22 protein-coding genes and 1 pseudogene are annotated in these 22,247 nt (G+C 72.1%); 9 read left to right on the top strand and 14 right to left on the bottom strand.

The annotated features are described in order from the left end of the window. The first annotated feature begins 35 nt into the window (after positions 1–35). Positions 36–332: an acyl-CoA carboxylase subunit epsilon gene (locus tag AB0367_RS16635; RefSeq protein ID WP_366227182.1), complete on the top strand. Its 297-nt coding sequence runs from the start codon at positions 36–38 to the stop codon at positions 330–332. On the opposite strand, the gene mscL is transcribed toward AB0367_RS16635, so the two are convergent. Beyond that, entirely contained in the window at positions 238–804 is a 567-nt protein-coding gene (mscL, locus tag AB0367_RS16630) for a large conductance mechanosensitive channel protein MscL (protein WP_366227181.1), read from the bottom strand. The genes AB0367_RS16635 and mscL overlap by 95 nt on opposite strands. Positions 805–842: 38 nt before the next feature. On the opposite strand from mscL, the gene AB0367_RS16625 reads away from it, so the two are divergent. Both AB0367_RS16625 and AB0367_RS16620 read left to right on the top strand, forming a co-directional pair. Then, complete coding sequence (locus AB0367_RS16625) at positions 843–1,454, top strand: Maf family protein (RefSeq protein WP_366227180.1); 612 nt, start codon at positions 843–845, stop codon at positions 1,452–1,454. After that, positions 1,451–2,110 carry an O-methyltransferase gene (locus AB0367_RS16620; protein WP_366227179.1) on the top strand — a complete coding sequence of 220 codons (660 nt, stop codon included), beginning with the start codon at positions 1,451–1,453 and terminating at the stop codon, positions 2,108–2,110. The genes AB0367_RS16625 and AB0367_RS16620 overlap by 4 nt, the downstream gene beginning before the upstream one ends. Positions 2,111–2,247: 137 nt before the next feature. On the opposite strand, the gene AB0367_RS16615 is transcribed toward AB0367_RS16620, so the two are convergent. The 3 genes and pseudogenes from AB0367_RS16615 to AB0367_RS16605 all read right to left on the bottom strand — a co-directional run bounded on the left by AB0367_RS16615 (position 2,248) and on the right by AB0367_RS16605 (position 4,719). After that, positions 2,248–3,405, bottom strand: a complete 1,158-nt coding sequence (locus tag AB0367_RS16615) for an MFS transporter (protein WP_366227178.1) — start codon at positions 3,403–3,405, stop codon at positions 2,248–2,250. 139 nt (positions 3,406–3,544) lie between these two features. Then, positions 3,545–4,006 (bottom strand): annotated as a pseudogene (locus tag AB0367_RS16610) (ATP-binding cassette domain-containing protein); the annotation flags it as partial. A gap of 80 nt (positions 4,007–4,086) precedes the next feature. Continuing rightward, positions 4,087–4,719, bottom strand: coding sequence for a PadR family transcriptional regulator (locus AB0367_RS16605; protein ID WP_366227177.1), 633 nt, complete (start codon positions 4,717–4,719; stop codon positions 4,087–4,089). Between the two features lie 115 nt (positions 4,720–4,834). Here AB0367_RS16605 and AB0367_RS16600 point away from each other — a divergent pair, with 115 nt between their 5' ends. After that, positions 4,835–6,586, top strand: coding sequence for a biotin carboxylase N-terminal domain-containing protein (locus AB0367_RS16600; protein WP_366227176.1), 1,752 nt, complete (start codon positions 4,835–4,837; stop codon positions 6,584–6,586). A gap of 57 nt (positions 6,587–6,643) precedes the next feature. Here the strand turns inward: AB0367_RS16600 and AB0367_RS16595 are convergent, their stop codons facing one another. From AB0367_RS16595 to AB0367_RS16580, 4 genes are all read right to left on the bottom strand, one after another. Beyond that, positions 6,644–6,985 (bottom strand): heavy metal-binding domain-containing protein, encoded by a 342-nt coding sequence (locus tag AB0367_RS16595; RefSeq protein ID WP_366227175.1) that lies wholly within the window; start codon positions 6,983–6,985, stop codon positions 6,644–6,646. An 80-nt stretch (positions 6,986–7,065) separates the two neighbouring features. Beyond that, positions 7,066–8,118, bottom strand: a complete 1,053-nt coding sequence (locus AB0367_RS16590) for a hypothetical protein (RefSeq protein WP_366227174.1) — start codon at positions 8,116–8,118, stop codon at positions 7,066–7,068. After that, the gene (locus AB0367_RS16585) at positions 8,115–8,633 is read right to left on the bottom strand and encodes a SigE family RNA polymerase sigma factor (RefSeq protein ID WP_366227173.1); all 519 of its coding nucleotides are present in this window, start codon (positions 8,631–8,633) and stop codon (positions 8,115–8,117) included. The genes AB0367_RS16590 and AB0367_RS16585 overlap by 4 nt, the downstream gene beginning before the upstream one ends. A gap of 57 nt (positions 8,634–8,690) precedes the next feature. Then, entirely contained in the window at positions 8,691–9,425 is a 735-nt protein-coding gene (locus AB0367_RS16580; RefSeq protein ID WP_366227172.1) for a DUF3152 domain-containing protein, read from the bottom strand. Positions 9,426–9,564: 139 nt separating this feature from the next. Here AB0367_RS16580 and AB0367_RS16575 point away from each other — a divergent pair, with 139 nt between their 5' ends. Next, entirely contained in the window at positions 9,565–10,377 is an 813-nt protein-coding gene (locus AB0367_RS16575; RefSeq protein WP_366227171.1) for a DNA-formamidopyrimidine glycosylase family protein, read from the top strand. Then, positions 10,377–10,892, top strand: a complete 516-nt coding sequence (locus tag AB0367_RS16570; protein WP_366227170.1) for a 2'-5' RNA ligase family protein — start codon at positions 10,377–10,379, stop codon at positions 10,890–10,892. The genes AB0367_RS16575 and AB0367_RS16570 overlap by 1 nt, the downstream gene beginning before the upstream one ends. Positions 10,893–10,897: 5 nt before the next feature. Here AB0367_RS16570 and AB0367_RS16565 read toward each other — a convergent pair whose 3' ends face one another. Beyond that, positions 10,898–12,301: an NAD(P)H-quinone dehydrogenase gene (locus AB0367_RS16565; protein ID WP_366227169.1), complete on the bottom strand. Its 1,404-nt coding sequence runs from the start codon at positions 12,299–12,301 to the stop codon at positions 10,898–10,900. 185 nt (positions 12,302–12,486) lie between these two features. On the opposite strand from AB0367_RS16565, the gene AB0367_RS16560 reads away from it, so the two are divergent. Continuing rightward, positions 12,487–12,942 (top strand): gamma-glutamylcyclotransferase family protein, encoded by a 456-nt coding sequence (locus tag AB0367_RS16560; RefSeq protein ID WP_366227168.1) that lies wholly within the window; start codon positions 12,487–12,489, stop codon positions 12,940–12,942. 457 nt (positions 12,943–13,399) lie between these two features. On the opposite strand, the gene AB0367_RS16555 is transcribed toward AB0367_RS16560, so the two are convergent. The 4 genes from AB0367_RS16555 to AB0367_RS16540 all read right to left on the bottom strand — a co-directional run bounded on the left by AB0367_RS16555 (position 13,400) and on the right by AB0367_RS16540 (position 16,736). Continuing rightward, the gene (locus tag AB0367_RS16555) at positions 13,400–14,401 is read right to left on the bottom strand and encodes a GNAT family N-acetyltransferase (RefSeq protein ID WP_366227337.1); all 1,002 of its coding nucleotides are present in this window, start codon (positions 14,399–14,401) and stop codon (positions 13,400–13,402) included. A 60-nt stretch (positions 14,402–14,461) separates the two neighbouring features. Further along, positions 14,462–15,211, bottom strand: a complete 750-nt coding sequence (locus tag AB0367_RS16550) for a hypothetical protein (RefSeq protein ID WP_366227167.1) — start codon at positions 15,209–15,211, stop codon at positions 14,462–14,464. A gap of 82 nt (positions 15,212–15,293) precedes the next feature. Then, the gene (locus tag AB0367_RS16545; protein ID WP_366227166.1) at positions 15,294–16,094 is read right to left on the bottom strand and encodes a hypothetical protein; all 801 of its coding nucleotides are present in this window, start codon (positions 16,092–16,094) and stop codon (positions 15,294–15,296) included. A gap of 9 nt (positions 16,095–16,103) precedes the next feature. Further along, the gene (locus AB0367_RS16540) at positions 16,104–16,736 is read right to left on the bottom strand and encodes an MBL fold metallo-hydrolase (protein ID WP_366227165.1); all 633 of its coding nucleotides are present in this window, start codon (positions 16,734–16,736) and stop codon (positions 16,104–16,106) included. Positions 16,737–16,850: 114 nt separating this feature from the next. On the opposite strand from AB0367_RS16540, the gene AB0367_RS16535 reads away from it, so the two are divergent. Beyond that, positions 16,851–18,083, top strand: coding sequence for a DUF4349 domain-containing protein (locus AB0367_RS16535; RefSeq protein ID WP_366227164.1), 1,233 nt, complete (start codon positions 16,851–16,853; stop codon positions 18,081–18,083). Positions 18,084–18,340: 257 nt separating this feature from the next. Here AB0367_RS16535 and AB0367_RS16530 read toward each other — a convergent pair whose 3' ends face one another. Continuing rightward, positions 18,341–19,651: an amidohydrolase gene (locus AB0367_RS16530; protein WP_366227163.1), complete on the bottom strand. Its 1,311-nt coding sequence runs from the start codon at positions 19,649–19,651 to the stop codon at positions 18,341–18,343. A gap of 861 nt (positions 19,652–20,512) precedes the next feature. On the opposite strand from AB0367_RS16530, the gene AB0367_RS16525 reads away from it, so the two are divergent. After that, positions 20,513–22,231, top strand: coding sequence for a serine/threonine-protein kinase (locus AB0367_RS16525; protein WP_366227336.1), 1,719 nt, complete (start codon positions 20,513–20,515; stop codon positions 22,229–22,231). The last annotated feature ends 16 nt before the right edge of the window (positions 22,232–22,247 follow it).

The raw sequence follows: 22,247 nt of genomic DNA, 5'->3' as shown, positions 1-22,247 counted from the left end.
CAACGCGCATATTCGGCCAAATCGGACGTTCGTCAATGCGCCCCCCAATTCGCCATCGACTCCCGTTCCGTCGAGTATGCGCCGGTGGATGTGCGTATGCTCGCAGGACGACAACGTTTCACGAACATGTGCGGGAGGGTTTAGTGACCGAGGAGCCGCTGTTCAGAGTGGTGCGGGGCACACCGACCGCCGAGGAGGTCGCGGCGATCGTGGGCGCGCTGTTCAGCCTCGCGCCCGCTAGCTCCCCAGCCGGGTCGCGTCCGCGCTCCCGGTGGATGCGGAGCGCTCGTCCGGGCCGGCAACGCCAGTGGGGCGCCGTCGCGGGATCGTGATCGGCGGCAGCGTCGGCCAGCGCCGCGCCTCCCGCGCCAGCTGCAGCCGCTCGGCCTCCTCCGGCGAGGGCAGGTCGGCGACCAGCTGCTGACCGCAGGAGCGGCAGGTCAGCGCGCCCGCGGGGATGCGGTCGAGGCAGTAGGGGCAGTTGCGCACCTCCAGCGGCCGTCCCCGCTCGACGCCGATCAGCGTCATCAGCTTGATGACCACGAACAGCCCGAGGGCGAGCAGCAGGAACTGCAGCAGGTCGTTGAGGAACATGCCGTACCGGATGGGCGTCTTGTGGATCGTGACGTGCAGTTCCTTGAAGTCCGGCTCGGCGACGACGGCGGCGACGGCCTGCGAGAACAGGTTGGTCACGAACGACTGGACCAGCGTCGCGAACGCCGTGCCGATGATGAACCCGAGCGCGAGATCGAGGACCGAGCCCCCGATCGCGATCGCCTTGAACTCCGCCCAGAGCTTTCGCACCCGTCGATGGTACGGAGAATTCGCTAACCTTCCATCGCGTGAAGACGTTCATTCTCGCCTCGGCGAGCCCCGCCCGGCGACGACTGCTCACCCAAGCAGGCATCGAGCCGAAGGTCGTCGTCAGCGGCGTCGACGAGTCCGTCGTGGCGACCGACGACGCGGCCACGCTGGCCGGGACGCTCGCCGCCCTGAAGGCCCGCGCGGTCGTCGCGTCCCTCACCGGCACCGACGCGCTCGTCCTCGGCTGCGACTCGGTGCTCGCCTTCGACGGGGAGATCCTGGGCAAGCCCGGCTCGGCCGCCGAGGCGACCGCCCGCTGGAAGGCGATGCGGGGCCGCTCCGGCGTGCTGTACACCGGCCACTGCCTGCTCGACGCCGCGACCGGCGCGACGGCCGAGGAGGTCGTGACCACCACCGTGCACTTCGCCGAGCCCGACGACGACGAGATCGCCGCATACGTGGCCTCGGGTGAGCCACTCGACGTGGCCGGCGCGTTCACCATCGACGGCCTCGGCGGCGCGTTCGTGCGGGGCATCGAGGGCGATCACACGAACGTCGTCGGCCTGTCGGTACCGACACTGCGGCTGCTGCTGGCCCGGCTCGGCGTGCCGATCACATCCCTGTGGACGCGGGGCAGGATAGACCCATGACGAATAAGACGCTGACGCTGACCGAAGCGCTGCACGACTACGTCGTGGCCAACGGCAGCGAGCCCGACGAGGTCGTGCGGGACCTCATCGCGGAGACGGCGCGGGTGCTGCCCGAGAACGCGATCATGCAGATCGCCCCCGAGCAGGCGGCCTTCATGACCCTCCTGACGCGCATCCTCGGCGCCCGGCAGGCCGTGGAGATCGGCACGTTCACCGGCCTGTCGTCCATCGCGATCGCCCGCGGCCTGGCCGAGGGCGGCCGGCTGATCTGCTTCGACGTGTCCGACGAGTTCACGAGCATCGCGCGGCGCTACTGGGCCCGGGCCGGCCTGACCGACCGCATCGAGCTGCGCCTGGGCCCGGCCGCGGAGACGCTCGGCGCGCTGCCGCTGGAGCCGCACCTGGACCTCGCGTTCATCGACGCGGACAAGACCGGCTACCTCGGCTACTGGGAGCACCTCGTGCCGCGCATGCGCCCGGGCGGCCTGATCCTGGTCGACAACGTGCTCCGGCACGGCCAGATCGTCGACCCCTCGCCGTCCGACGCGAGCACGGTCGCGATGGTCGAGTTCAACCGGCGCGTGCTCGAAGACCCGCGCGTGGAGTCCGTGCTGGTCCCGATCGCCGACGGGCTCACGATCGCGCGCCGCCTGTAAGAAGATGACTCCGGTCCGTGCGACGCACGACCGTTCCTCCCGTGAGACAACGGGCCGGGGCCTGCCTGAAGGGCGGCCCCGGCCCTGCCGGGTTCGCGGTGCCAAGAGCAATGACCAAGAGCGCCGGCCAAGAGCCGTCAGGCAGGCCGCGTGATGCGATCCAGCCGGGCGATCGCCAGCGCCGACACCGCGAGGAACAGCGGCACCAGCAGGAACGCCGGGTGCGGGCCGGCGCGGTCGGCCAGGGCGCCCAGGGCGAACGGCGCCACCCCGAAGGCGATGCCAATCGCGAACGACGCGCGCGCCGCCGCCAGGTCGGGCTGGCCGTCGGAGTAGGCCAGGGCCAGACCGATGCCGAGCGGGTAGTGCAGGCCCATACCCACACCGCAGACGAACAGCCCGGCCACGGCGAGCCACGGGACCGTCACCGACCAGAAGACGGCGAAGCCGGCCAGGTTGACGGCCAGGGCGGCCAGCAGCATCCGCGTGGGGCGGAACACCAGCAGCAGCCGGCCGCCGGCGAGGCGCCCGAGGACCATGCCGGCGATGAGGGCGGACACCGCGGCCGTGGCCACACCGGCCGAGACGTGGACGCGGTCGCGCAGGACGTCGCTGCTCCACAGCGTCAGGCATACCTCGATCGAACCGGTGGCGAAGAGGCTCGTCATCGCCAGCCAGAAGGTGCCCGGCAGCGGCCGGTGGCCGGTGTGCGGCTGGCCGAAGCCGGCGGGCTCCGGCGGGCGTACCGCCTTCGCCCGCGCGTACAGGGCGATCAGCACCACCGGCAGCACGACGAGGGCGAGCCCGAGGCGCCAGCCCAAGCCGGCGGCGTAGGTGGCGCCGACCGCGAGCGGTGCGACCAGCCCGACGATCGCCGCGACGGCGTTGGCCTCGCTGATCGCGGCGGGCGCGGCGGGGCCGTGGTGATCGGTGAGCGCGGCGTTGATGGCGTTGACCGCCATCGCGGCGCCGAGGCTGGCCAGCGTGGTGAAAGTCAGGGTCAGCGCGAGGTGGTGCGCGGCGTACATGCCGAGGGCGCCACCGCCGATGCAGCTCAGGCCCGCCCAGATGAGGCGGTTGCGACCCAGGCTGCGGGTCAGCGCGGGCAGCACGAGCCCGCCGATGATCCCGCCCACGGCGAAGGCCGTGCCGTGCAGGCCGGCCAGCGTGCGGCTGATGTCCAACTCGTCGCGCAGCAGCGGGGCGACCGGCCCGAAGCCGTAGAGGAAGTAGACCCACAGGGACAACTGGATGTACATGACCCAGGTCAGGCGGTCGCGGACGAGACGTGGCACCGGCACACGCTGCCACGGCCCCTCCCCGCGCGGGAAGGGGCCGCGACCGTGACGGTTGTTACCGGACGCCTTTGGCGAAGGCCCGGGAGGCCCAGGCGACGGTCACGACCGTCAAGCCGCCGATGACCAGCGCGGCCTAGCCGAGCGCGATGTCGACGCGGCGGCGCTGGCCGCCCGAATACGTCTTGCAGCGGCGGTCCGCATAGTCGGTGAGCTGGAACGCGTCGAGCGCCTTCGCCGCGCGGCGCTTCGCCTCGGACTTCGAGATGCCGTAGTAGCGCGCCTGGAGGACCAGCTCCTCGCGTGCGGTGCTCTCGTCCCAGGTGCTGCCGCCCTGCGCGACGTAGCCGATCCGCCGCCGCACCTCGCCCGGGTCCTTGAGCAGGTCGGCGCCGGCGATGCGGGCCTCGCCACCGTCAGGGATGATGAGGGTGGCGAGCATGCGCAGCGTGGTGGTCTTGCCGGCACCGTTCGGCCCGAGAACCCGAAGATCTCCCCCCTCCTTGACGGAGAGGTCGACGCCGCGGACGGCCTCGACGACCTTCGCCTCGCGACCGGCGCGGGAGCGGAACGACTTCCGCAGCCCCCTCGTCTCGATCATGTCGGTCTCCCTGTCTGTGTGTTAGCGGGGAGACCGCAACGCGATATAATTCGATGGGTCAAGTTTTAATATGTCGCGTACTACTCGTCTTCGTCGGCGGGCTCGCCGTGCTCGGCCCGGATCGCCTTGCGCCACTCCTCGGCCGTCGGCCCTTCCGGCTGCTCGTTGACGTGCACACCCTCGCCGGCCTCGATGCGCGCGGCGATGTCGTGGCACCAGCGGGCCTCCGCCTCGCAGCGCAGCATGGTGAGCTCGAACTGCCAGCCGACGTGCGGCGGCTTGTACTCGGTCCACTCCTCGACATTGTCGCGATAGGCCGCGTTCCAGCCCTCAAGCAGCCTGGCCCGGGCGCGCAGGGCGCCGACCGCCTCCGCGCGCGGCAGGTGCGGCAGGAACGCGAACGCGGCCAGGAACGGGCCCTGCGGCTCCTGGTACTCCCACCAGTACTTACGCAGCAGCGCCTGATACTCCGCCGTGCCCGACGCGGTGAGCCGGTACACGGTGCGGGCCGGCCGGTTGTTGACCCGCTCCGTCGAGACCTCCTCGAGCAGGCCCTCCCCGGTCATCTTGCGCAGGGCGTGGTAGATCGACCCCGGCTGGACGTTGGCCCAGCTCTCGACGTTCCAGCTGGCCAGCTCCTTGCGGATGTCGTATCCGTGAACCGGCTGGAGGTACGACACTAGGCCGAGGATCATCAGGCGCGTTGTGGACACGATATAAGCGTAATAGGGAAACTTGACTAATACCCGGTAGTGACTTTGTTGGCAACGGAAAGTGCCGGATCCTGGGCTTAGACTGCGCCGGAGGGTAATACCAAGGGAGCGTTCAGTGCGCAAGGTACTCATCGCCAACCGAGGCGAGATCGCGGTCCGCGTCATCCGTGCCTGCCGCGACGCCGGGCTGGGCAGCGTGGCCGTCTATGCGGACTCCGATCGCGACGCACTGCACGCGCGGCTGGCGGACGAGGCCTATGCCCTCGGCGGCGACACCGCGGCCGACTCCTACCTGCGCATGGACAAGCTCATCGACGCCGCGACCAAGGCCGGGGCCGACGCGGTGCACCCCGGCTACGGCTTCCTGTCGGAGAACGCCGACTTCGCCCAGGCGGTCATCGACGCCGGCCTCACCTGGATCGGCCCGGCCCCGCAGGCCATCCGCGACCTCGGCGACAAGGTGACCGCGCGGCACATCGCCCAGCGCGCCGGCGCGCCGCTGGTGCCGGGCACGCCCGAGCCGGTCGCCGACGCCGCCGAGATCATCGCGTTCGCCGAGACCTACGGCCTGCCGGTCGCCATCAAGGCGGCCTTCGGCGGCGGCGGGCGCGGCCTGAAGGTCGCCCGCACGCTGGAGGAGATCCCGGCGCTGTTCGAGTCGGCCACCCGCGAGGCCGTGGCCGCGTTCGGGCGCGGCGAGTGCTTCGTCGAGCGCTATCTCGACCAGCCCCGCCACGTCGAGGCCCAGGTCCTCGCCGACCAGCACGGCAACGTGATCGTGGTCGGCACCCGCGACTGCTCCCTGCAGCGGCGCCACCAGAAGCTCGTCGAGGAGGCGCCCGCGCCGTTCCTCACCGACGCCCAGCGCGCGCAGATCCACGAGTCGGCCAAGGCCATCTGCCGGGAGGCGGGCTACCACGGCGCCGGCACCGTCGAGTATCTCGTGGGCAACGACGGCACCATCTCCTTCCTGGAGGTCAACACCCGGCTGCAGGTCGAGCACCCGGTCAGCGAGGAGACCGCCGGCATCGACCTGGTGCGCGAGCAGTTCCGCGTCGCCGACGGCGAGAAGCTGCGCTTCGAGGCCGACCCCGCGCCGCGCGGGCACGCGATCGAGTTCCGCATCAACGGCGAGGACCCGGGCCGCAACTTCCTGCCCGCGCCCGGCACGGTCACCGCGCTCACCCTGCCGACCGGCCCCGGCGTGCGGGTCGACACCGGCATCGAGGCGGGCAGCGTCATCGGCGGCAACTTCGACTCCCTGCTGGCCAAGGTGATCGTCGTCGGCGAGACCCGCGAGCAGGCCATCCAGCGCGCCCGGCGGGCCCTGGACGAGATGGTCGTGGAGGGCATGGCCACCGCGCTGCCGTTCCACCGCAAGGTGTTGCGCGACCCGGCCTTCACCGACGAGCCGTTCCGCGTGCACACCCGCTGGATCGAGACCGAGTGGGCCAACGACGTGCCGGCCTTCACCGCGCCGGCCCAGCCCGACGAGGAGCCGGCCGGCCGCGACACGATCGTGGTCGAGGTCGCCGGCAAGCGGCTCGAGGTCACCCTGCCCGCGGGCCTGTCCACCGGCGGCCTCCCCGGCTCCCCCGCCCAGGCGGCCCCGCGCAAGCGCTCGGCCTCGAAGAAACAAGCGGCCGCGGCCGGCGGCGACGCCCTGACCAGCCCGATGCAGGGCACCATCGTGAAGATCGCGGTCGCCGAGGGTGACACCGTGGCCGAGGGCGACCTCATCGTCGTCCTGGAGGCCATGAAGATGGAGCAGCCCCTCAACGCGCACAAGGCCGGCGTCGTCACCGGCCTGAAGGCCACGGTCGGCGAGGTCGTCCCGGCCGGCGCCGTCATCACCGAGCTGAAGTAGGACACCCGCGCGACCCGTTCCCGCGGTCCGGCGGTCCCGGCCGGGCCGTGGTGGGCGTCATGCGGCGGCGTGGACTCCTGTCCTCGCGTGCAGGGGCACGGCGACCACTGCCGTGCCGTAGGCGCACAGTTCCACCCACGTGTTCGTCACGTCACGGTGGTCGAAGCGCATGCCGACGATCGCGTTCGCGCCGCGGTGTTCGGCGGCCTGGACCATCTGGCCGACCGCCCGGGACCTGGTCTTCACCAGGAACTGGGACAGGTCCTGCCCCGGGCCGCCCTCCGTGGACCTGATGCCCGCAGCGAACGGGTTTCGGGAGGTGGCGACCACCCCCAGGACCTCCCCGAGCACGGTCGTGATCTCGTAACCCGGAAGGCCCTCGGTCGTAACTACCAGCACCGCATGATCGTATGCAGATATATGCGGCTTCGAGGCGATCTGGTCCGAATCATCCGATATCTACCCCTGGAGCTCGTCCCTCAGCCATGGCTCACCTGGGCGGCCGTGGTCACGCCGATCGACGCCGCGAACGGTAGCAGCGCGTCGAGCGGCAGGAGCGCCTCCGGGCCGATCTGCAGCAGCAGCGACCGGCCGCCGTCGGCCGGCACCTGCAGCACCTGCCCCTCCGAGGATGTCACGAGCCAGCCCGTGCGCGTGCCGACCTGCACGGACCTGGCCGACCCGGCCGAGTACTTCGGCTTGGTTCCCGGCGACTCGTCCAGCTGCACGGCGATCTTGTTCACGAAGGTCGGGTCCGGTCGCACGCCCGGCGGGCAGAACGTCACGACGGCGGCGCTGATGTTGTCGACGGTCCAGCCGGCCGGCATGAGGCCGAACGTGAACGGCGCCTGCGCCTCGATCGCGCCCGGCCGGATCCGCTCGGCGTAGCCGGTCAGGTCGGCCCGGCTGCCGGCCTGCACGGTGAGTGAGAGCCAGGCCGTGGACGCCGGCTGCCAGACCAGCGTGTTCCGCGTGCCGGAGTCCGGGTTCAGCGGGTCGTCGTCCGACCAGCGCCACGAATACAGGATCGCGGGCTGCCCGTGCACGGTGGCGGGGGCGGCGGTCGCCTTCGAGGTCGGCACGGGCGGCCGGGCATCGTAGAGGGTCAGGGTCGCCGGGCCTGCGCCCGCGGGGAGCTGCTGCACGAGGGTCGGACGGCCGGCGCTCAGCATGACCATGGGGAGCCCGTAGCCGGCCCCGGCTGGCGGGGAGTACGGGAAGATCACCGATGTGGGCACGGCGGCCGGCACCAGCGCCGCGGCCGGGACCGGGGCGGACGCCGCCGGCTGCTGGTCGGCCACCGCCGGGGCCGGGGCGGCATCCGGCCCGGCGCGCAGCGCGAACGGGACCGCCGCGCCGATCGCGACCAGGGCCGCGGCGCCGGCGGAGAGCGTCGCCAGGCGCCCCCGGCGGCCCCGGCGGGCCGACTCGGCGGCGACGCCGGTCAGCATGGTCCCGCCGGGCGGGGCCTCGGCCGCGTGCAGGCGCAGGGCCTCGCGCAGCCGGTCCTCGACGTACTCGTCGTTGATCATCTTCTGCCTCCCGGCGCGGGAGCGGCCCGGTCCGGTACCAGGGCCGCCCGAAGCTTCTGCAGGGCGTGGAACGCGTGGACTCGAACGGTGGAGGCGGAGCAGCCCAGCAGGCGGGCGATCTCCGCGTCGGGGAGGTCCTCGTAGTAGCGCAGGACCATGACGGCGCGCTGGGACCGCGGCAGTGTGCGTAGCAGGCTCCACATCGCGTCGGTCTCGGCGACCCGGCCGGCCTCGTCGGCTGCGACCGCCCCGGGCAAGGCGTCGGGCAGCTCGGCGATCGGCCGTTCGGTGGACGAGCGACGCCGGCGCCACGAGAGGTACTGGCGCAGGATCGCCTTTCGCACGTACGGTTCCGGCCCCTCCTCGCCGACGATGCCCGACCAGCGTCGGTGCGCCCGCACCAGCGCCTCCTGGGTCAGGTCCTCGGCCAGGTGCCGGTCCTCGGTCAGCAGGTACGCGAAGCGCAGCAGGGCATGGGACCGGCCGAGCACGAACTCGGTGAACTCGACCTGCACGAACCCTCCCCGGATGGCGCCTCCACCGAGGTAGACGAGGGCCGGGGGCCAGGGCGTTTACGCTTCGTCGTACTGACCGGACGGACCGGCGTAGAGCCGCCCCTCGACGATCGGCCAGGCGTTGGCCACGCAACCGTGCAGGCCGAGCGTCTGCTGCTGCATCACCGGCGCCGGGCGGCCTGGGCCGGGGCACAGCTCGTGGCCGTGGTAGAGCCGGTGGCCGGTCTCGTGATTGATCACGTACTGGCGGTAGGTGACCAGGTCGGCGCCGTAGTCCGGGACGCCGTGCACCCACCGGTCGACGTTGATGACCACGTTGTTGCCGTTGCGGCAGCTGGTGTACCGGTCGTAGGAGCTGCCGCAGAGCCGGTCCCGGGTCGCGGGGGTGGCGAGGAAGATCGTGAAGCCGTACCGCTCGCCGGAGCCGGCCCGGCGCAGCCGCCACTGCCCGGTGCCGGGCCAGCTGCGCGGGTCGGCGAACACCGCCTCGACGGCCTCGGCGAACTCACCGGCGGTGATGCCGGTGATGTCGCGCTCGACGGCGATGCGATAGGTCAGCAGCGAGCCGGAGGTACCGGCGACCGGCCCGCCGGCGGCGGCGTACTCGTAGGCATTGCCACCGGCCGCGGGATACGAGATCTCGGGCACGGAGACGGTCGCCGGGCCGGGGGTCGCCGTCGTGGTTGAAGGCTCGGGCGCCGGCAAGGGATGGGCGGCCGGTTCCGACGAGGAATACAAGGTCGGCGCGGAACACGCGGCCAGGCAGAGCACCACGAGCCCAGCGCCGATCATGCGGGAGACACTCACACGGGAACTGACGACCCGACCGCGCCGACCCGTTTAGCGCCCGATCCGCTCCGGGCGTGGCGGCCGGCACGCGGCGACCAGCCGATCCAGCGCGCCCGCGAACGGAGCGGGTATAAATGCTCGGGTGCCCGAAGGTCACACCATCCACCGCCTCGCCGAGCGGCACCGCGAGCTGTTCGCGGGCCGCACGGTCGCCGTCGGCAGCCCGCAGGGCCGCTTCGCCGTGGACGCGCGACGCGTCGACGGGCGCGTGCTCGAGGACACCTCGGCACACGGCAAGCACCTGTTCCATCACTACGCCGGCGGCGAGACGGTCCACGTCCACCTGGGGCTTTACGGCAAGTTCAGCGACGGCGACGGCCCGGCCCCCGCGCCGGTCGGCGAGATCCGCATGCGGATGGCCGACGAGGAGCACTGGCTGGACCTTCGTGGTCCCGCCGCCTGCGAGCTGCTCGACCCCGCGCAGCTGGAGGCCCTGCACGCCCGGCTCGGCCCCGACCCGCTCGACGAGAGCAGCGACGGCGACCGGGCGTACCGTGTCATCAAGAGCTCGGGCCGCCCGCTCATGGCGCTGCTCATGGACCAGTCGATCGTCGCCGGCGCCGGCCTGATCTACGTCACCGAGGCGCTGTTCCGGGCCGGGCTGCCACCGACAACGCCCGGCACGAAGCTGAGCCGCCAGCGCTGGCAAGCCATCTGGCAGGACCTGCGCACCCTCATGCGCGCCGGCGTCGCCGAGGGCCGGATCGACACCGTCCACAGTGCACACATGCCGGAGGCGATGGGCCGGGCGCCGCGCGTCGACCGGCACGGCGGCGAGGTCTACGTCTACCGGCGCACCGGCCAGCCGTGCCTGGTGTGCACCAGCCCCGTGCGGACCGCGGTGCTCAACGCGCGCAACGCCTACTGGTGCCCGCGCTGCCAGAAGGCCCGCTGATGGTCGCGTCGGTCGAGATGTACCTCGACGAGCGCGCCTCCCGCCGCATCCGCGTGCTGTGGGACCAGCTGGAGGAGATGGGCGTGCAGTCGCTGCGCACCCCGCACGATGGCCGGCACCGCCCGCACGTGACGCTGGCCGTGGCCCGGCAGCTTGACCCGGAGGCGGTCGCCGAGACGCTCGCCACCATCCGCGTGGCGGAGCCGCTGCGGATCAACTTCCAGTACGCGGGCGTCTTCGTCGGCCGCGTGGTCTTCCTCGGCCCCGCCCCGACCCCGGAGCTGGTCGAGCACCAGGCCCGGGTGTGGCGCCTGTTGGACGGGGCCGGCATGGAGTCGCTGCCGCTGTACACCCCCGGCGAGTGGATCCCCCACTCCACCGTGTCCATGCGCGTCCCGCGCCCACTGCTCACCGAGACCCTGCGCCGCTGCCTGGAGTCCCTGCCCATCGAGGCCACGGTGACGCGGGCGGCCGTCGCCGACTACGCCCGCGACATCTACCGCGAGATCCCCTAGTCTCCTCAGTCCTCGTCGTGCTGCATCAGCTGGCGCGCGGCCTCGGCGATCGAGCCCGAGATCGACGGGTAGATCGTGATCGTGTGGGCGAGCTGGTCGACGCTCAGGTGGTTCTCCACCGCCATCGCGATCGGCATGATCAGCTCGCTCGCCTTCGGGGACACCACGACGCCCCCGACCACCTGGCCGGACGCCGGGCGGCAGAAGATCTTCACGAAGCCGTCGTCCAGGCCGTCCATCTTGGCCCTCGCGTTGCCGGCCAGGGGCAGCATCACCGCGCGGGCCGGCACCCGGCCGCTGTCGATGTCGGACTGCGTGATGCCGACCGACGCCAGCTCCGGGTCGGTGAAGACGTTCGCGGCGACCGTGCGCAGCTTCAGCGGGGCCACCGCCTCCCCCAGCGCGTGCCACATCGCGATGCGGCCCTGCATGGCGGCGACGCTGGCCAGCGGGAGTAGGCCGGTGCAGTCGCCGGCGGCGTAGATGCCGGGGACGTTGGTGCGCGAGACCCGGTCGACCGTGACGTAGCCGCCGGGCGCCACCTCGACGCCGTACTCGCTGAGGCCGAGCGCCGACGTCTGCGGTACCGAACCCACACACATCAGCACGTGCGAGCCCTCGACCGACCGCCCGTCGGCCAGCTCGACCACGACGCCGTCGGCTGTGCGCCGGGCGGCGGCCGCGCGGGAGTTGTTGAGGATCGTCATGCCGCGGGTGCGGAAGACGCGCTCGATCGCCATGGCGGCGTCGGGGTCCTCGTGCGGCATGACGCGGTCGCGGCTGGAGACGAGCGTCACGTCGACACCCATCGCCAGATACGCCGACGCGAATTCGGCGCCCGTCACGCCGGAGCCGACCACGATGAGGCGCTCGGGCAACTGCGGCAGGTCATACACCTGGCGCCAGTTCAGGATCCGCTCGCCGTCGGGCGTCGCGGTCGACAGCACCCGGGGCGTCGCACCGGTGGCGATCAGCACGGTCGATGCGGCAATCACATACGGAGCGTCACCGTCGGCCGGCGTGACCTCCACCGCGTGGGTGTGACCGAGCGTATCCTCACCGAGGCGCGCTGTGCCGGTGACGAACTCCACACCGGCCTTGACCAACTTTGCGTTGATATCGCCGGATTGTGCCGTCGCGAGCCTTTTGACCCGCTTGTGTACCGCGGGCCCGTCCACCCGCACATCGGGCCCGTCGGGCCCGATCACCCCGAACGCCTCCGTGTCGAGGTGCGCCGTGACGACAGACGAGCTGGCGATGAAGGTCTTCGAGGGCACGCAGTCGTGCAGCACGCAGGCGCCACCCGCGCCTTCGGCCTCGACCACGGTCACCTGGGCATCCAGCTGCGCGGCGACCAGGGCTGCCTCGTAGCCCGCCGGCCCACCTCCGATGATCACGATCCGGCCCACGCCAGCCACCCCTCCTCGGCTACCACTGCCCTTTTACTCCCCCGTCCGACGTATTCTCCCTCGCCCGCCAGGTCCCTCGGGCCCACCCCCGTCCGAACGGCGCATGCCCCGCCGACGGGTGGATCTGAATCCGACACGCTCGGCAGTATTCTCTCGCGCCCCCGGTCGGGTTTATCGTCATCGCCGTGCGTCATTACGCCGCGTATGGCTCGAACCTGGACCCTGCCCGCATGCGGGCCTACTGTCCGTACTCACCGATGATCGGGACCGGCTGGCTCGAGGGCTGGCGCCTGACCTTCGCCGGGGAGGACGTCCTAGGCTGGGAGGGCTCGGTCACGACAATCGTCGAATCGCCGGGTGACCGGGTCTTCGTCGCGCTGTATGACGTGCACCCCAACGACGAGAAGCAGCTGGACGAGGTAGAGGGCGCCCTGGCCGGCACCTACCGGAAGCTGCACCTGCGGGTGGCGACCCTGGACGGCGAAGAGACCGCGTGGGTCTACGTGTTCAACGGCTACGAGGGCGGCCTGCCCACCGCGTGGTATCTGGCCGAGATCGCCAACGCCGCCGCCAAGGCCGGCGCCCCCGCCGACTACCTGGACGCCCTGCGCTCCCGCCCGACGAAGACGGCGATGCCCTAACCGCCCACCCAGGACGGCAACAGGGCGGACAACACCGACGCCGGACCCGCCGGACACGGCCATGAGCCGATAACCGTGACCGCCCGGCGAGCAGAGCCGCCACACGGGCCGGGTCAGGCCGGGCCGGGTCAGGCCGAGCCGGGTCAGGCCGAGCCGAGCCGGGCTGAGCGGGGCCGCCGCCGGGCCGAGCGAGCCGGACTGGGCCGTCACCGAGCTGGGCTGAGCAGGCACCGAGCCGGACTGACACCAGAGTCGGGCTGAGCCGACGCCGCGTCGGGTCGGGCCGCCGGGCCGGGCCGACGCGGCGCCGGGCTGGGCCGACGCCGCGCCGGGCTGGGCCGACATCGAGCCGGGCTGGGCCGGGCGCTGCCGGTCAGCGCCGTCGCCGGCCGATGTCGCGCGCCTGGCGAAGGAGGGCGGGCACGGCGGGGACCGCGGCGCCGTGGGTCGGTGTGGGTTACGGCGGGGCGGTGACCGTCCGCTCGAACATGTCGGCCGCGAAGGCGACGGTCATGCCGACGCTGGCATACAACCGGTGCGCCCCGGTCGGGTTGGTCAGGTCGACGCCCAGGCCGGCGGTGGTGCGTCCCTTGGCGGCGTAGATCGTGAACGCCGACCGCAGCAGCGCGCCGCCGATGCCCTCCTTTCGGCGCTCGCGCAACACGGCGAGGTTCTTCACCCACCCCTCGCCGCGCTCCACCCCCTGGTCCGCGGACTGCAGCACGCCGACGACCCGGCCGGAGACCTCAGCGACCAGCCACTCGTCCCAGCTGATCGACGGCAGGGCGGCGAGCGACTCGCGCCACGCCTCATACGGCACCGGCTGGAAGTCCGGCGTGTCCGCGAACGCAACCTGCAGCACCTCGTGGAACCGCCGCATCTCGGCCTCGTCGCCGGCCCGCACCGCGCGAACGAGCAGGCGATCGTCGGCCACGAGCGGACCGTCGCCGGCCGCGAGGGGACGAACGCCGGCTGCGAGAGAACGATCCTCTGGAGTCAACGGCCGCGTCATCCGCGCGTGACGCTTGCGGAACACGAAGCCGCGTGAGGTCAGCGCGTCGACATACGCCGACTCGCTCGCGACCGCACCCGCGCGCAGGGTGACCTCCACGTGGCCGGCCTCGCGGGCGCGTGCGGCGACCCGCTCCAGGGCCAGGTCGAGCAGCGGGCCATAGGCCGCGGCGCCGCGCTCCGGCACCGCGTAGACCTGCACGTTGTCCCGTGTGCCGCGCTCGGGATTGTCCACATAGGCCCAGGCGAGCGGCTTCCCGCCGGGGCCGGACGCGAGCCACGAGTCGACCGCCGGATCCTGGTTGGGCGCGGTGAGCGTCGCCACGACCTCGTCCTCGGTCCAGTCCGGCTCGCCGAGCGCGGCGACATCGCTCGCGCGCGTGACAGACAGGATCGCGGCCACGTCGTGCAGCGTGCACCCCCGCACCGTCCAGCCCGGTAACCCCATCAGCGCCACGATGAGGACCCTAATCCTGGGGTACGACAAAAACGGCGACGGGAAAAGGACTCAGGAAGGCTGCGCTTCGGTCAGGGAGAGGACGGCGGCGTCGAGGAGGTTGACGAGCTCGTTGCGCTCGGTCGGGGCCAGCGCCCGGAACGCCTCGCCGGCGATGCGGTCGGTCAGGGCCTCGGCCCAGCTGCGCCGGCGCACCAGCGGCTCGAAGGCGGGATACGGCGGCGGCCAGCCGAACGCGGTGGCCTCGGCCTCGCCGTCGGGGCCGGAGATGATGGCCTCCAGCGGGCTCAGGCCGCTGGCGCGGATGGCCAGCAGGTGCGCGGCGCCGCGGTGCTCGCGCAGCAGGTGGGCCAGGACCGCGGCGCGGGCGCCCGGGGAGTCGTCGGGCAGCGGCATCGCGCGCCAGGCCGCGAACAGGGGCATCCCGGCCGTCTCGGCGCTGACCACGACCCGCTCGGCGAGCTCGACGAGCTTCGGCAGGGCGTAGAAGCTCTCGAGGTGCTCGCGGCCCCAGCGGCAGCACTCCTCAAGGATGTCGGCGGCGATATGCTCGGGTGCCGCGACCTTGCGCGCGGCGTCCCAGCCGTCCTGGACGGCCTCGGGCGCGATGAAGCCGAGCGCGGCGGCGACGGTGTCGGCACGGACGTCGCCCAGCGCGCCGCCCCGGCCGGCGACGTAGAAGGCCCACCCGGTCAGGCCGATCTGGCGAGCGCGGCGCATGGTCTTCGGGTCGTCGCTGAACGCGCCGCCCAGGACCAGCACCGCCTGCTTCGCCGCTGCGGCCGCCTGCTCGGGAGTCATCCAGATCATTCTGCCCTGCGGCCCGGATCACGGTGAAGGCATCCGTTCGAGGAGTAACCGTGCGCGCGGACGGACGAACGGTTCAGCCGAGGTCGGCCAGGGCGTCCTGGGCGAGTTTGACCCGCTTCTCGGCCTGCCGGATGGCCTTGTCGGCGGCGGCGACCGCGCGCTCGGCCTCGGCCTTGGTGGTCTCGGCATCAGAGAGCTGCTGCAGCGCGGTCATGAGCTCCCGGCGCGCCTGCTTCACCGCCCGGGCGTGCTCCTCCTCGGCGCGGCGGCGCTCCTCCTCGCGGCGGCGTGCCTCGGCCCGCCGCTCCCGCTCGCCCTCGTCCGGTGCCGAGCGGATCGGGGTCACGGTCGAGGTGCCGCCGCCCGGCCCGGAGCCCTGGACCAGGCGCAGGTTCGGGCGCGGGGTCTCGCCGAAGCCGGTGTACTCCAGCGCCTTCGTCAGTCGCCCTTCGCGTACGGCCGAGGCCACCTCCGCATCGGCGAGCGCCGCGGCGAACGTGGCCTCGACCTCGGCGACCGGCAGGTTGCCGCGCTGCGGCCCGGCCAGCCGCACGGCCTCGCGGCCCAGCGCGGCGACGGTGGCCCGGCGGCGCACCGACAGCTCCCGCAAGTCCGCGCCGCGCAGTTCCCGCTGGGCGGCGCGGAGCTCGTCAGCGAGCTCGAGCAGCTCCGCGACCAGGTCCGGCCGCTCGTGGGCGAGCCGGTTGACCAGCCACGCCGCGACCGTCGGCTTGCGCAGCTTCCCGATCGCGGCGGCCAGCGCGGTGTCGCGCGCCTGCCGGGCCTTGGCGATCTCCTCGCCTCGCAGCGCGATGAAGTCCTCGGGCGGCGCGGAGTAGAGGCGGGCGGCGAGGGCGGCGAGGGCGTCTTCCATACGGGCAAGCTATATGGAACTGCCTGGCTCGAGCCGCGTGTACTGCGTGCCGGACAGGCGCGTCATGTGTCCGGTGACCATCTGCTGGCCCGCCTCCACGAGCAGGCTGTCATGCAGGGCGAACGCGCGCTCCGGCTTGACCGCGCGGGCGAAGTCGATCGCCTCGGAGAGCTTGAGCCACGGCGCCGAGACCGGCACGAACAGCGTCGCGATCTCCTCGTCCGGCACGTGGAACGAGTCACCCGGGTGGTAGATCGTCCCGAACGGGGCCTCGATGGCGAACCCGAGGTTGACGATGCGCGGGATGTCGGGATGGATGACCGCGTGCCGGCCGCCGTGCGCGCGCACGGTCATGCCGGCCGCGACGAACATGTCGCCGGGGTTGACGGCGAAGACGTCGGCGTCCAGGTCGGTCAGCTGTGCCTCGACGTCGGGATGGGTGTGCACGGTCAGCGCGGGCTGCTTGGCCGCCGCGGCGCGCAGCTTGTCGAGGTCGACGTGGTCCATGTGCTCGTGGGTGATGAGCACGGCATCGGCGCCCTCCAGCGCCTCGGACTCACTGAACACGCCGGGGTCGATCACCAGTACCCCGCCGCCGTGCTCCAGGCGCAGACAGGCGTGGGTGTACTTCGTGATGCGCATCCGGTGACCTCCTCGTGGCAGAAAAGTGACCCGAGCGGATGGAACCGGAACCTCACCGGCCCGCGTCCGAGGTAGCAGTTCCAGCTTCCGGATCGACCCTACCCAGGAGGCGTCATGTCAGTCAGGCGCACCACCGTGTTCGTCGCGGCGGCCGCCAGCGCGCTGGTCCTCGCACTGAGCGGATGCGGTGCCAACGGCAACGACTCGAGCACCAGCAGCATGCCGGACCGCGCCGAGCAGGTCGCGCCGGCCGCGCCGGCCGCCGGCGGCGCCGGTGCCGGACCGGCCCAGGAGCAGGCGCAGGCCCAGGACAAGCCGCAGTCGAACCCACAGAAAGCGCCGGACAACCTCGACGCCGAGAACCGGTCGATCATCTATTCGGGCACGATGACGGTACAAGTGAAGGACGTCAACGCGGCCGCGGCGCAGGCCGTCGCGCTCGCCACCGGCGCGGGCGGCTTCGTCAGCGGCGACAACCGGCAGATCAACGGGCAGAGCTCGACCGCCACGCTGACGCTGCGGGTGCCGGCGGCCAAGTTCCAGACCACGCTCGACAATCTCAAGGGCATCGGCGACGAGAAGAGCCGGCAGGTCTCGGCCCAGGACGTCACCGACCAGGTGGCCGACGTCGACTCGCGGCTGAAGACGGCGCAGGCCAGCGTGGATCGGATCCGCGCGCTCATGGCGAAGGCGCAGACGATCGGGGAGATCACGTCGCTGGAGTCGGAGCTGGCCCGGCGCGAGTCCGACCTCGAGTCGCTGCAGGCACGCAAGCGGCGGCTGGAGGGGCTGACCGCGCTGTCGACCATCACGCTGATGCTGCACGGCCCGGAGGCGCCGGTGGTGTCCAAGGAAGAGGACACCGGCATCGTGTTCGGCCTGCGCAACGGCTGGCACGCGTTCGTGGCCTCGCTGCGGGTCGCGCTGACGGTGCTTGGCTGGCTGCTGCCCTGGATCGTGTTCGTCGGCGGCCCGATCTACCTGATCGTCTGGCTGCTGCGGCGGTACCGCGCGAAGCACCCGGCCCCGCCGCGCGCCCCGGCCGTGCCCGCGTTCCCGGGCCACCCCGTGCAGCAGCCCATGCAGCAGCCCGGCCGGCCGATGCCACCGCAGGGTGGGCGCTGGATCCCGCCGCAACAGCGGCCGGTCTCGGCACCGCCGGTCTCGGCACCGCCGGTCTCGGCACCGCCCGTTTCGGCACCGGCCGGGAAGGAAGATGGCGATGGGCCGGTTTCGGACGCGGCGGAGGGGGCAGAGGCTCAACCTGAGCGGGCACCTGAGGCTGCGGCCCCGCACCGGCCGCAGTCTGAGGACGACGAGCCGTCAGGCTCTGCGTCAGGCCGCTGATCACCGCACCGAACTCCGGCCGCAACTGATAGCCGGAACAACCGTCAACCTGAGCGAACACGCACAGGTTGACCCAACGGGGGGTGTGCTGGCCCGGCTCCGCAGGGGGCCGGGCCAGTACGGCGCCGACCTGCTCCAGCACCGCCAGCGCAGTGCGGGCTCGCGCCTCGGGTGGCAGCCGCAGGACCGTGCACGCACAGCTCGCTGCCCACGCCTACGCAATAGCAGACGTGGATCGATCGAGCTGTCTGAAACCTCTAGAACGCGCCGGCGCTCAGTGCGGCGAGGGCGGTGTGCACCATGACCCGCACTCCGTGGCCGATCGCGCGCTCGTCGACGTCGAACGCGGACTGGTGGATGTCGAACTTGGCCTCCGCGCCGGGCACCCCGACGCCGAGACGGATCATCGAGCCGGGCACGCTGTCGAGGTAGAACGCGAAGTCCTCGCCACCCATGCTGATCTCGGCCTCGACCACCCGGTCGGGGCCCAGCGCCGCGCCGGCCGCCCCGGCGATGATCGCGGTGGCGAGCCGGTCGTTGACCACCGGCGGGACGCCGCGGGTGTAGGTGACCTCGACGTCGGCGCCGGTCGGCGCGATGACGTCGTGGACCAGCTTGGTGACCAGCTCCGGCACGTCGCGCCAGGCATCGCGGCTCAGGACACGGATCGTGCCCCGCGCCATCCCCTCGATCGGGATGGCGTTGGCGGCCTCGCCGGCCCGCACCGCGCCCCAGACCATCGACACCCCGGCCCGCGCGTCGAGCTTGCGGTCCAGCAGCGACGGCACGTCGACGAGGATGCGGCCGAGCGCGTGCACGAGGTCGGCGGTCAGGTGCGGCCGGGCGGTGTGCCCGCCGCGACCGGTCAGCCGGACCTCGATCTTGTCGGCGGCCGCGGTGAACGGCCCGGAGCGCACGCCGACCAAGCCGACCGGCAGGTGCGGCGCGCAGTGCAGCGCGAAGATCGCGGCGACGTCCTTGAGCCCGCCGGCGGCGATCACCTCCGGCGCACCGGAGGGCATGGTCTCCTCGGCCGGCTGGAACAGCAGCCGGACCCGGCCGGGCAGCTCGTCGCGCTCGGCCAGCTGGGCCAGGGCGAGCCCGACGCCGAGCAGGATGGTGGTGTGCACGTCGTGGCCGCAGGCGTGGCAGACGTTGTCCACGGTGGAGCGGTAGGGCACGTCCTTGGTGTCGGGCAGCGGTAGCGCGTCGAGGTCGGCACGCAGCGCGATGACACGCTCACCGTAGCCGATGTCACAGATGACGCCGTTGCCCTTGGGCAGCATGCGCGGGGACAGGCCGGCGCGCGTCAGCTCGCGGGCGACCAGCGCGGCGGTCTCGAACTCCTGGCCGGACAGCTCCGGGTGCGCGTGGATGTGACGACGGATCGCTACGAGCTCGGCACCGCGGGACGCCAGCCAGCGGTCGAGCTGGCCCGGCAGTGGATCGGCTCCGGGGGGTGTCTCGGGCCAGCCGTCGGACAGTCGTTCGGTTTTGGACGACGTCAACTTGCCGACCGGTCGCACCGCAGTGGCGGCGTTCTCGGGCAGCGTCAGCGCTCTCGTCACGGTGAGTTCTCTGTTTCGGTCTAATGGAGCGGCCCGCCTCATGCGTGCCATGGACAGACTAACTGGGTCAAGGTGACGGAGCGCAACATCATTCTCGTGATGTTGATATAGCTGAGCGTCACTCAGACCCTCGTTGAGGTGCAAAGCAGCAGGCACGGGCGGGATGGCGGCTTCGGCCCCAGACACGTACCCCTCACCTCCTATAACGGGTGACAGGCGCCACGGTCACGTGGTGTCGCGATAACTTTTCGCAGCGGCGTCCATAAAACGGTCGCCACTGTTGACGCACAGTGACGAGAGACGTCGCAGGGTGGCACGGACCCGTTACCTGGCGACGCACCGCTCGTCGGACCATCGGCGGTGGCATTCAAGAAATCCAGGAAACCCGGTTCGCCGACGTTCCGCCGAGGTTTCCGTCACCTGCCTAGACGCTTCACTCGGGCGCGCAGGTTCCCCGAATGAACGAATTCAATCCTGCGACGGTCCGCGGAACGGCGAGATCTACACGCTCGGTCGCTCGCGGGTCACGGTACGGTGAAGGAGCGGACCCCACCTTTCTTAACCGGGCAAGACCACGCAAGATAGTGGGGCGAGAAGTCAACCTCCCCCTCCCATGACGGTTTACTGCCTGTGACTCAGCTTCCGACGTGGCATGGTGAGCCCCAGCCACCCACCGGTGCTCTGGCCTCGGCCGGTGCCGGGCGCGATCCTGCGCGCGGCCCCGACTCTCCCTCCAACGGACCCGCTCGGGAACCACGAGAACCGGGCTCGGTCGCGCCCCCGGTGCCGGGGCAGCGCGCCGCGCCGGGCGTGGTGATCGGCGGGCGCTACGCACTGCGCACGGCGATCGGACACGGCGGCATGGGCACCGTGTGGCGCGCCAGCGACACGCTGCTGCGCCGCGACGTGGCGGTGAAGGAGGTGATCCTCCCGCCCGGCCTGGCCCCCAGCGACCGCGACTCGATGTATCAACGGACCCTGCGCGAGGCCCGCGCAGCGGCGGCGCTGTCGCACCCGTCGGTCGTGCAGGTGTATGACGTCGTCACCGAGGTCGGCCGGCCGTGGATCGTCATGGAACTCCTGCAGGCCCGCAGCCTCGCCGAGATGATCGTCGAGGACGGTCCCCTGGCCGCCCGGGCGGTCGCCAAGATCGGCATCGCCCTGCTCGGCGCGCTCGAGGTGGCCCACGCCGCCGGCGTGCTGCACCGCGACGTCAAGCCGGCCAACGTGCTCATCTGCGGCGACGGCCGCTGCGTGCTCACCGACTTCGGCGTGGCCCGGATGCCCACCGACAGCGAGCTGACCACGCCCGGCATGGTGCTCGGCTCCCCGCACTTCATCTCCCCCGAGCGGGCGATCGGCGCCAAGTTCGGCCCGCCGAGCGACCTGTTCTCCCTGGGCGTGACGCTGTATACCGCGGTCGAGGGCCGCCCGCCGTTCGACCGGCGCGACCCGTTCGAGACCATGCGCGCCGTCGTCGAGGAGCCCCCGGCGCAGTCGATGCGCGCGGGCCCGCTGGCGGGCGTGCTCTACGGCCTGCTGGAGAAGGACCCGAACCGCCGCTGGAACGTGGAGACCGCCCGCGCGGTGCTGCGCGACCTGCTCGCAGGGCCGCTGGCCAGCAACGCGCCGGCGCACATGACCGACCCCTACGCGGTGGTCCGCCCGGTGCACCAGCCGACGATGGTCCACCCGCAGCAGCCGACCGGCCAGATCGGCGGCCGGGCCATGATCGCCCCCGGCGAGACCGTCAGCGGTGCGATGCGGCGGATGCACGCCGACGGGCCCGCCCCAGCCGCCCCAGCCAACCCGGCCGCCCCGAACGAGGCCGACCTGGAGCGCACCGGCGCGGACAACTACAACGCGTATGCCCCCGAGTACACGCAGGACGACTGGACCCTGGGCCCGCCGCCCGCACCGCCGCACCAGGGCGGCGTGGGCCAGCAGCTGGTCGGCCGGGCGAAGGCGGCGCCGACGTGGGCCAAGATCGCCGTGGCGGCCGGCGTCGTGGTGGTGCTGTTCCTCGGCGTCGGCGCGGCGGCCGGGCTCTTCTCCGGCGACGGCGGCGGCCAGCAGGGACAGACGCCGACCGGCGCGGCCTCCAGCACCCCGGCGAAGCACACGCTCGAGGTGGAGGCGTTCACGCACCCGGGCGGCATCACGGTCAACGTGCCGAAGGGCTGGAAGACCTCCAAGCTGGGCAACGCCAACGCGCCCTACTACGACATCATCGACCCGTCGGACGCCAACCGGCGGATCCGCGTCAACATCGAGAAGGCCCCGGCCAACCCCCGGACCTTCCTCGAGTCCGCGGAGAACCGGCTCAAGTCCACGCCGACCAGCTGCGAGGCGCCGTACAGCCGGGTCGACATGACCGAAGACAAGCTCGACGGGCAGGCAGCGGCGGTGCTGGAGTACACCTGCGGTGCCGGCGAGAAGCAGCGTCACGCGCTGTGGAACGCCGTCGTGGTCAACGGCAAGGCGTATCACTTCTTCGTCACCGTGCCCGACTCCCGGTTCACCGAGAGCAAGGCGATCTTCGACGAGATGGTCACCTCGTTCAAGTTGACGAGCCAGTGACCCGTGTTATGAAGGG

It is taken from the genome of Dactylosporangium sp. NPDC051484 (genome assembly GCF_040689395.1).
Taxonomy (GTDB): Bacteria; Actinomycetota; Actinomycetes; order Mycobacteriales; family Micromonosporaceae; genus Dactylosporangium.
The sequence above is the reverse complement of the archived record's forward strand: the minus strand, read 5'-3'. Positions and strand labels throughout refer to the sequence as shown.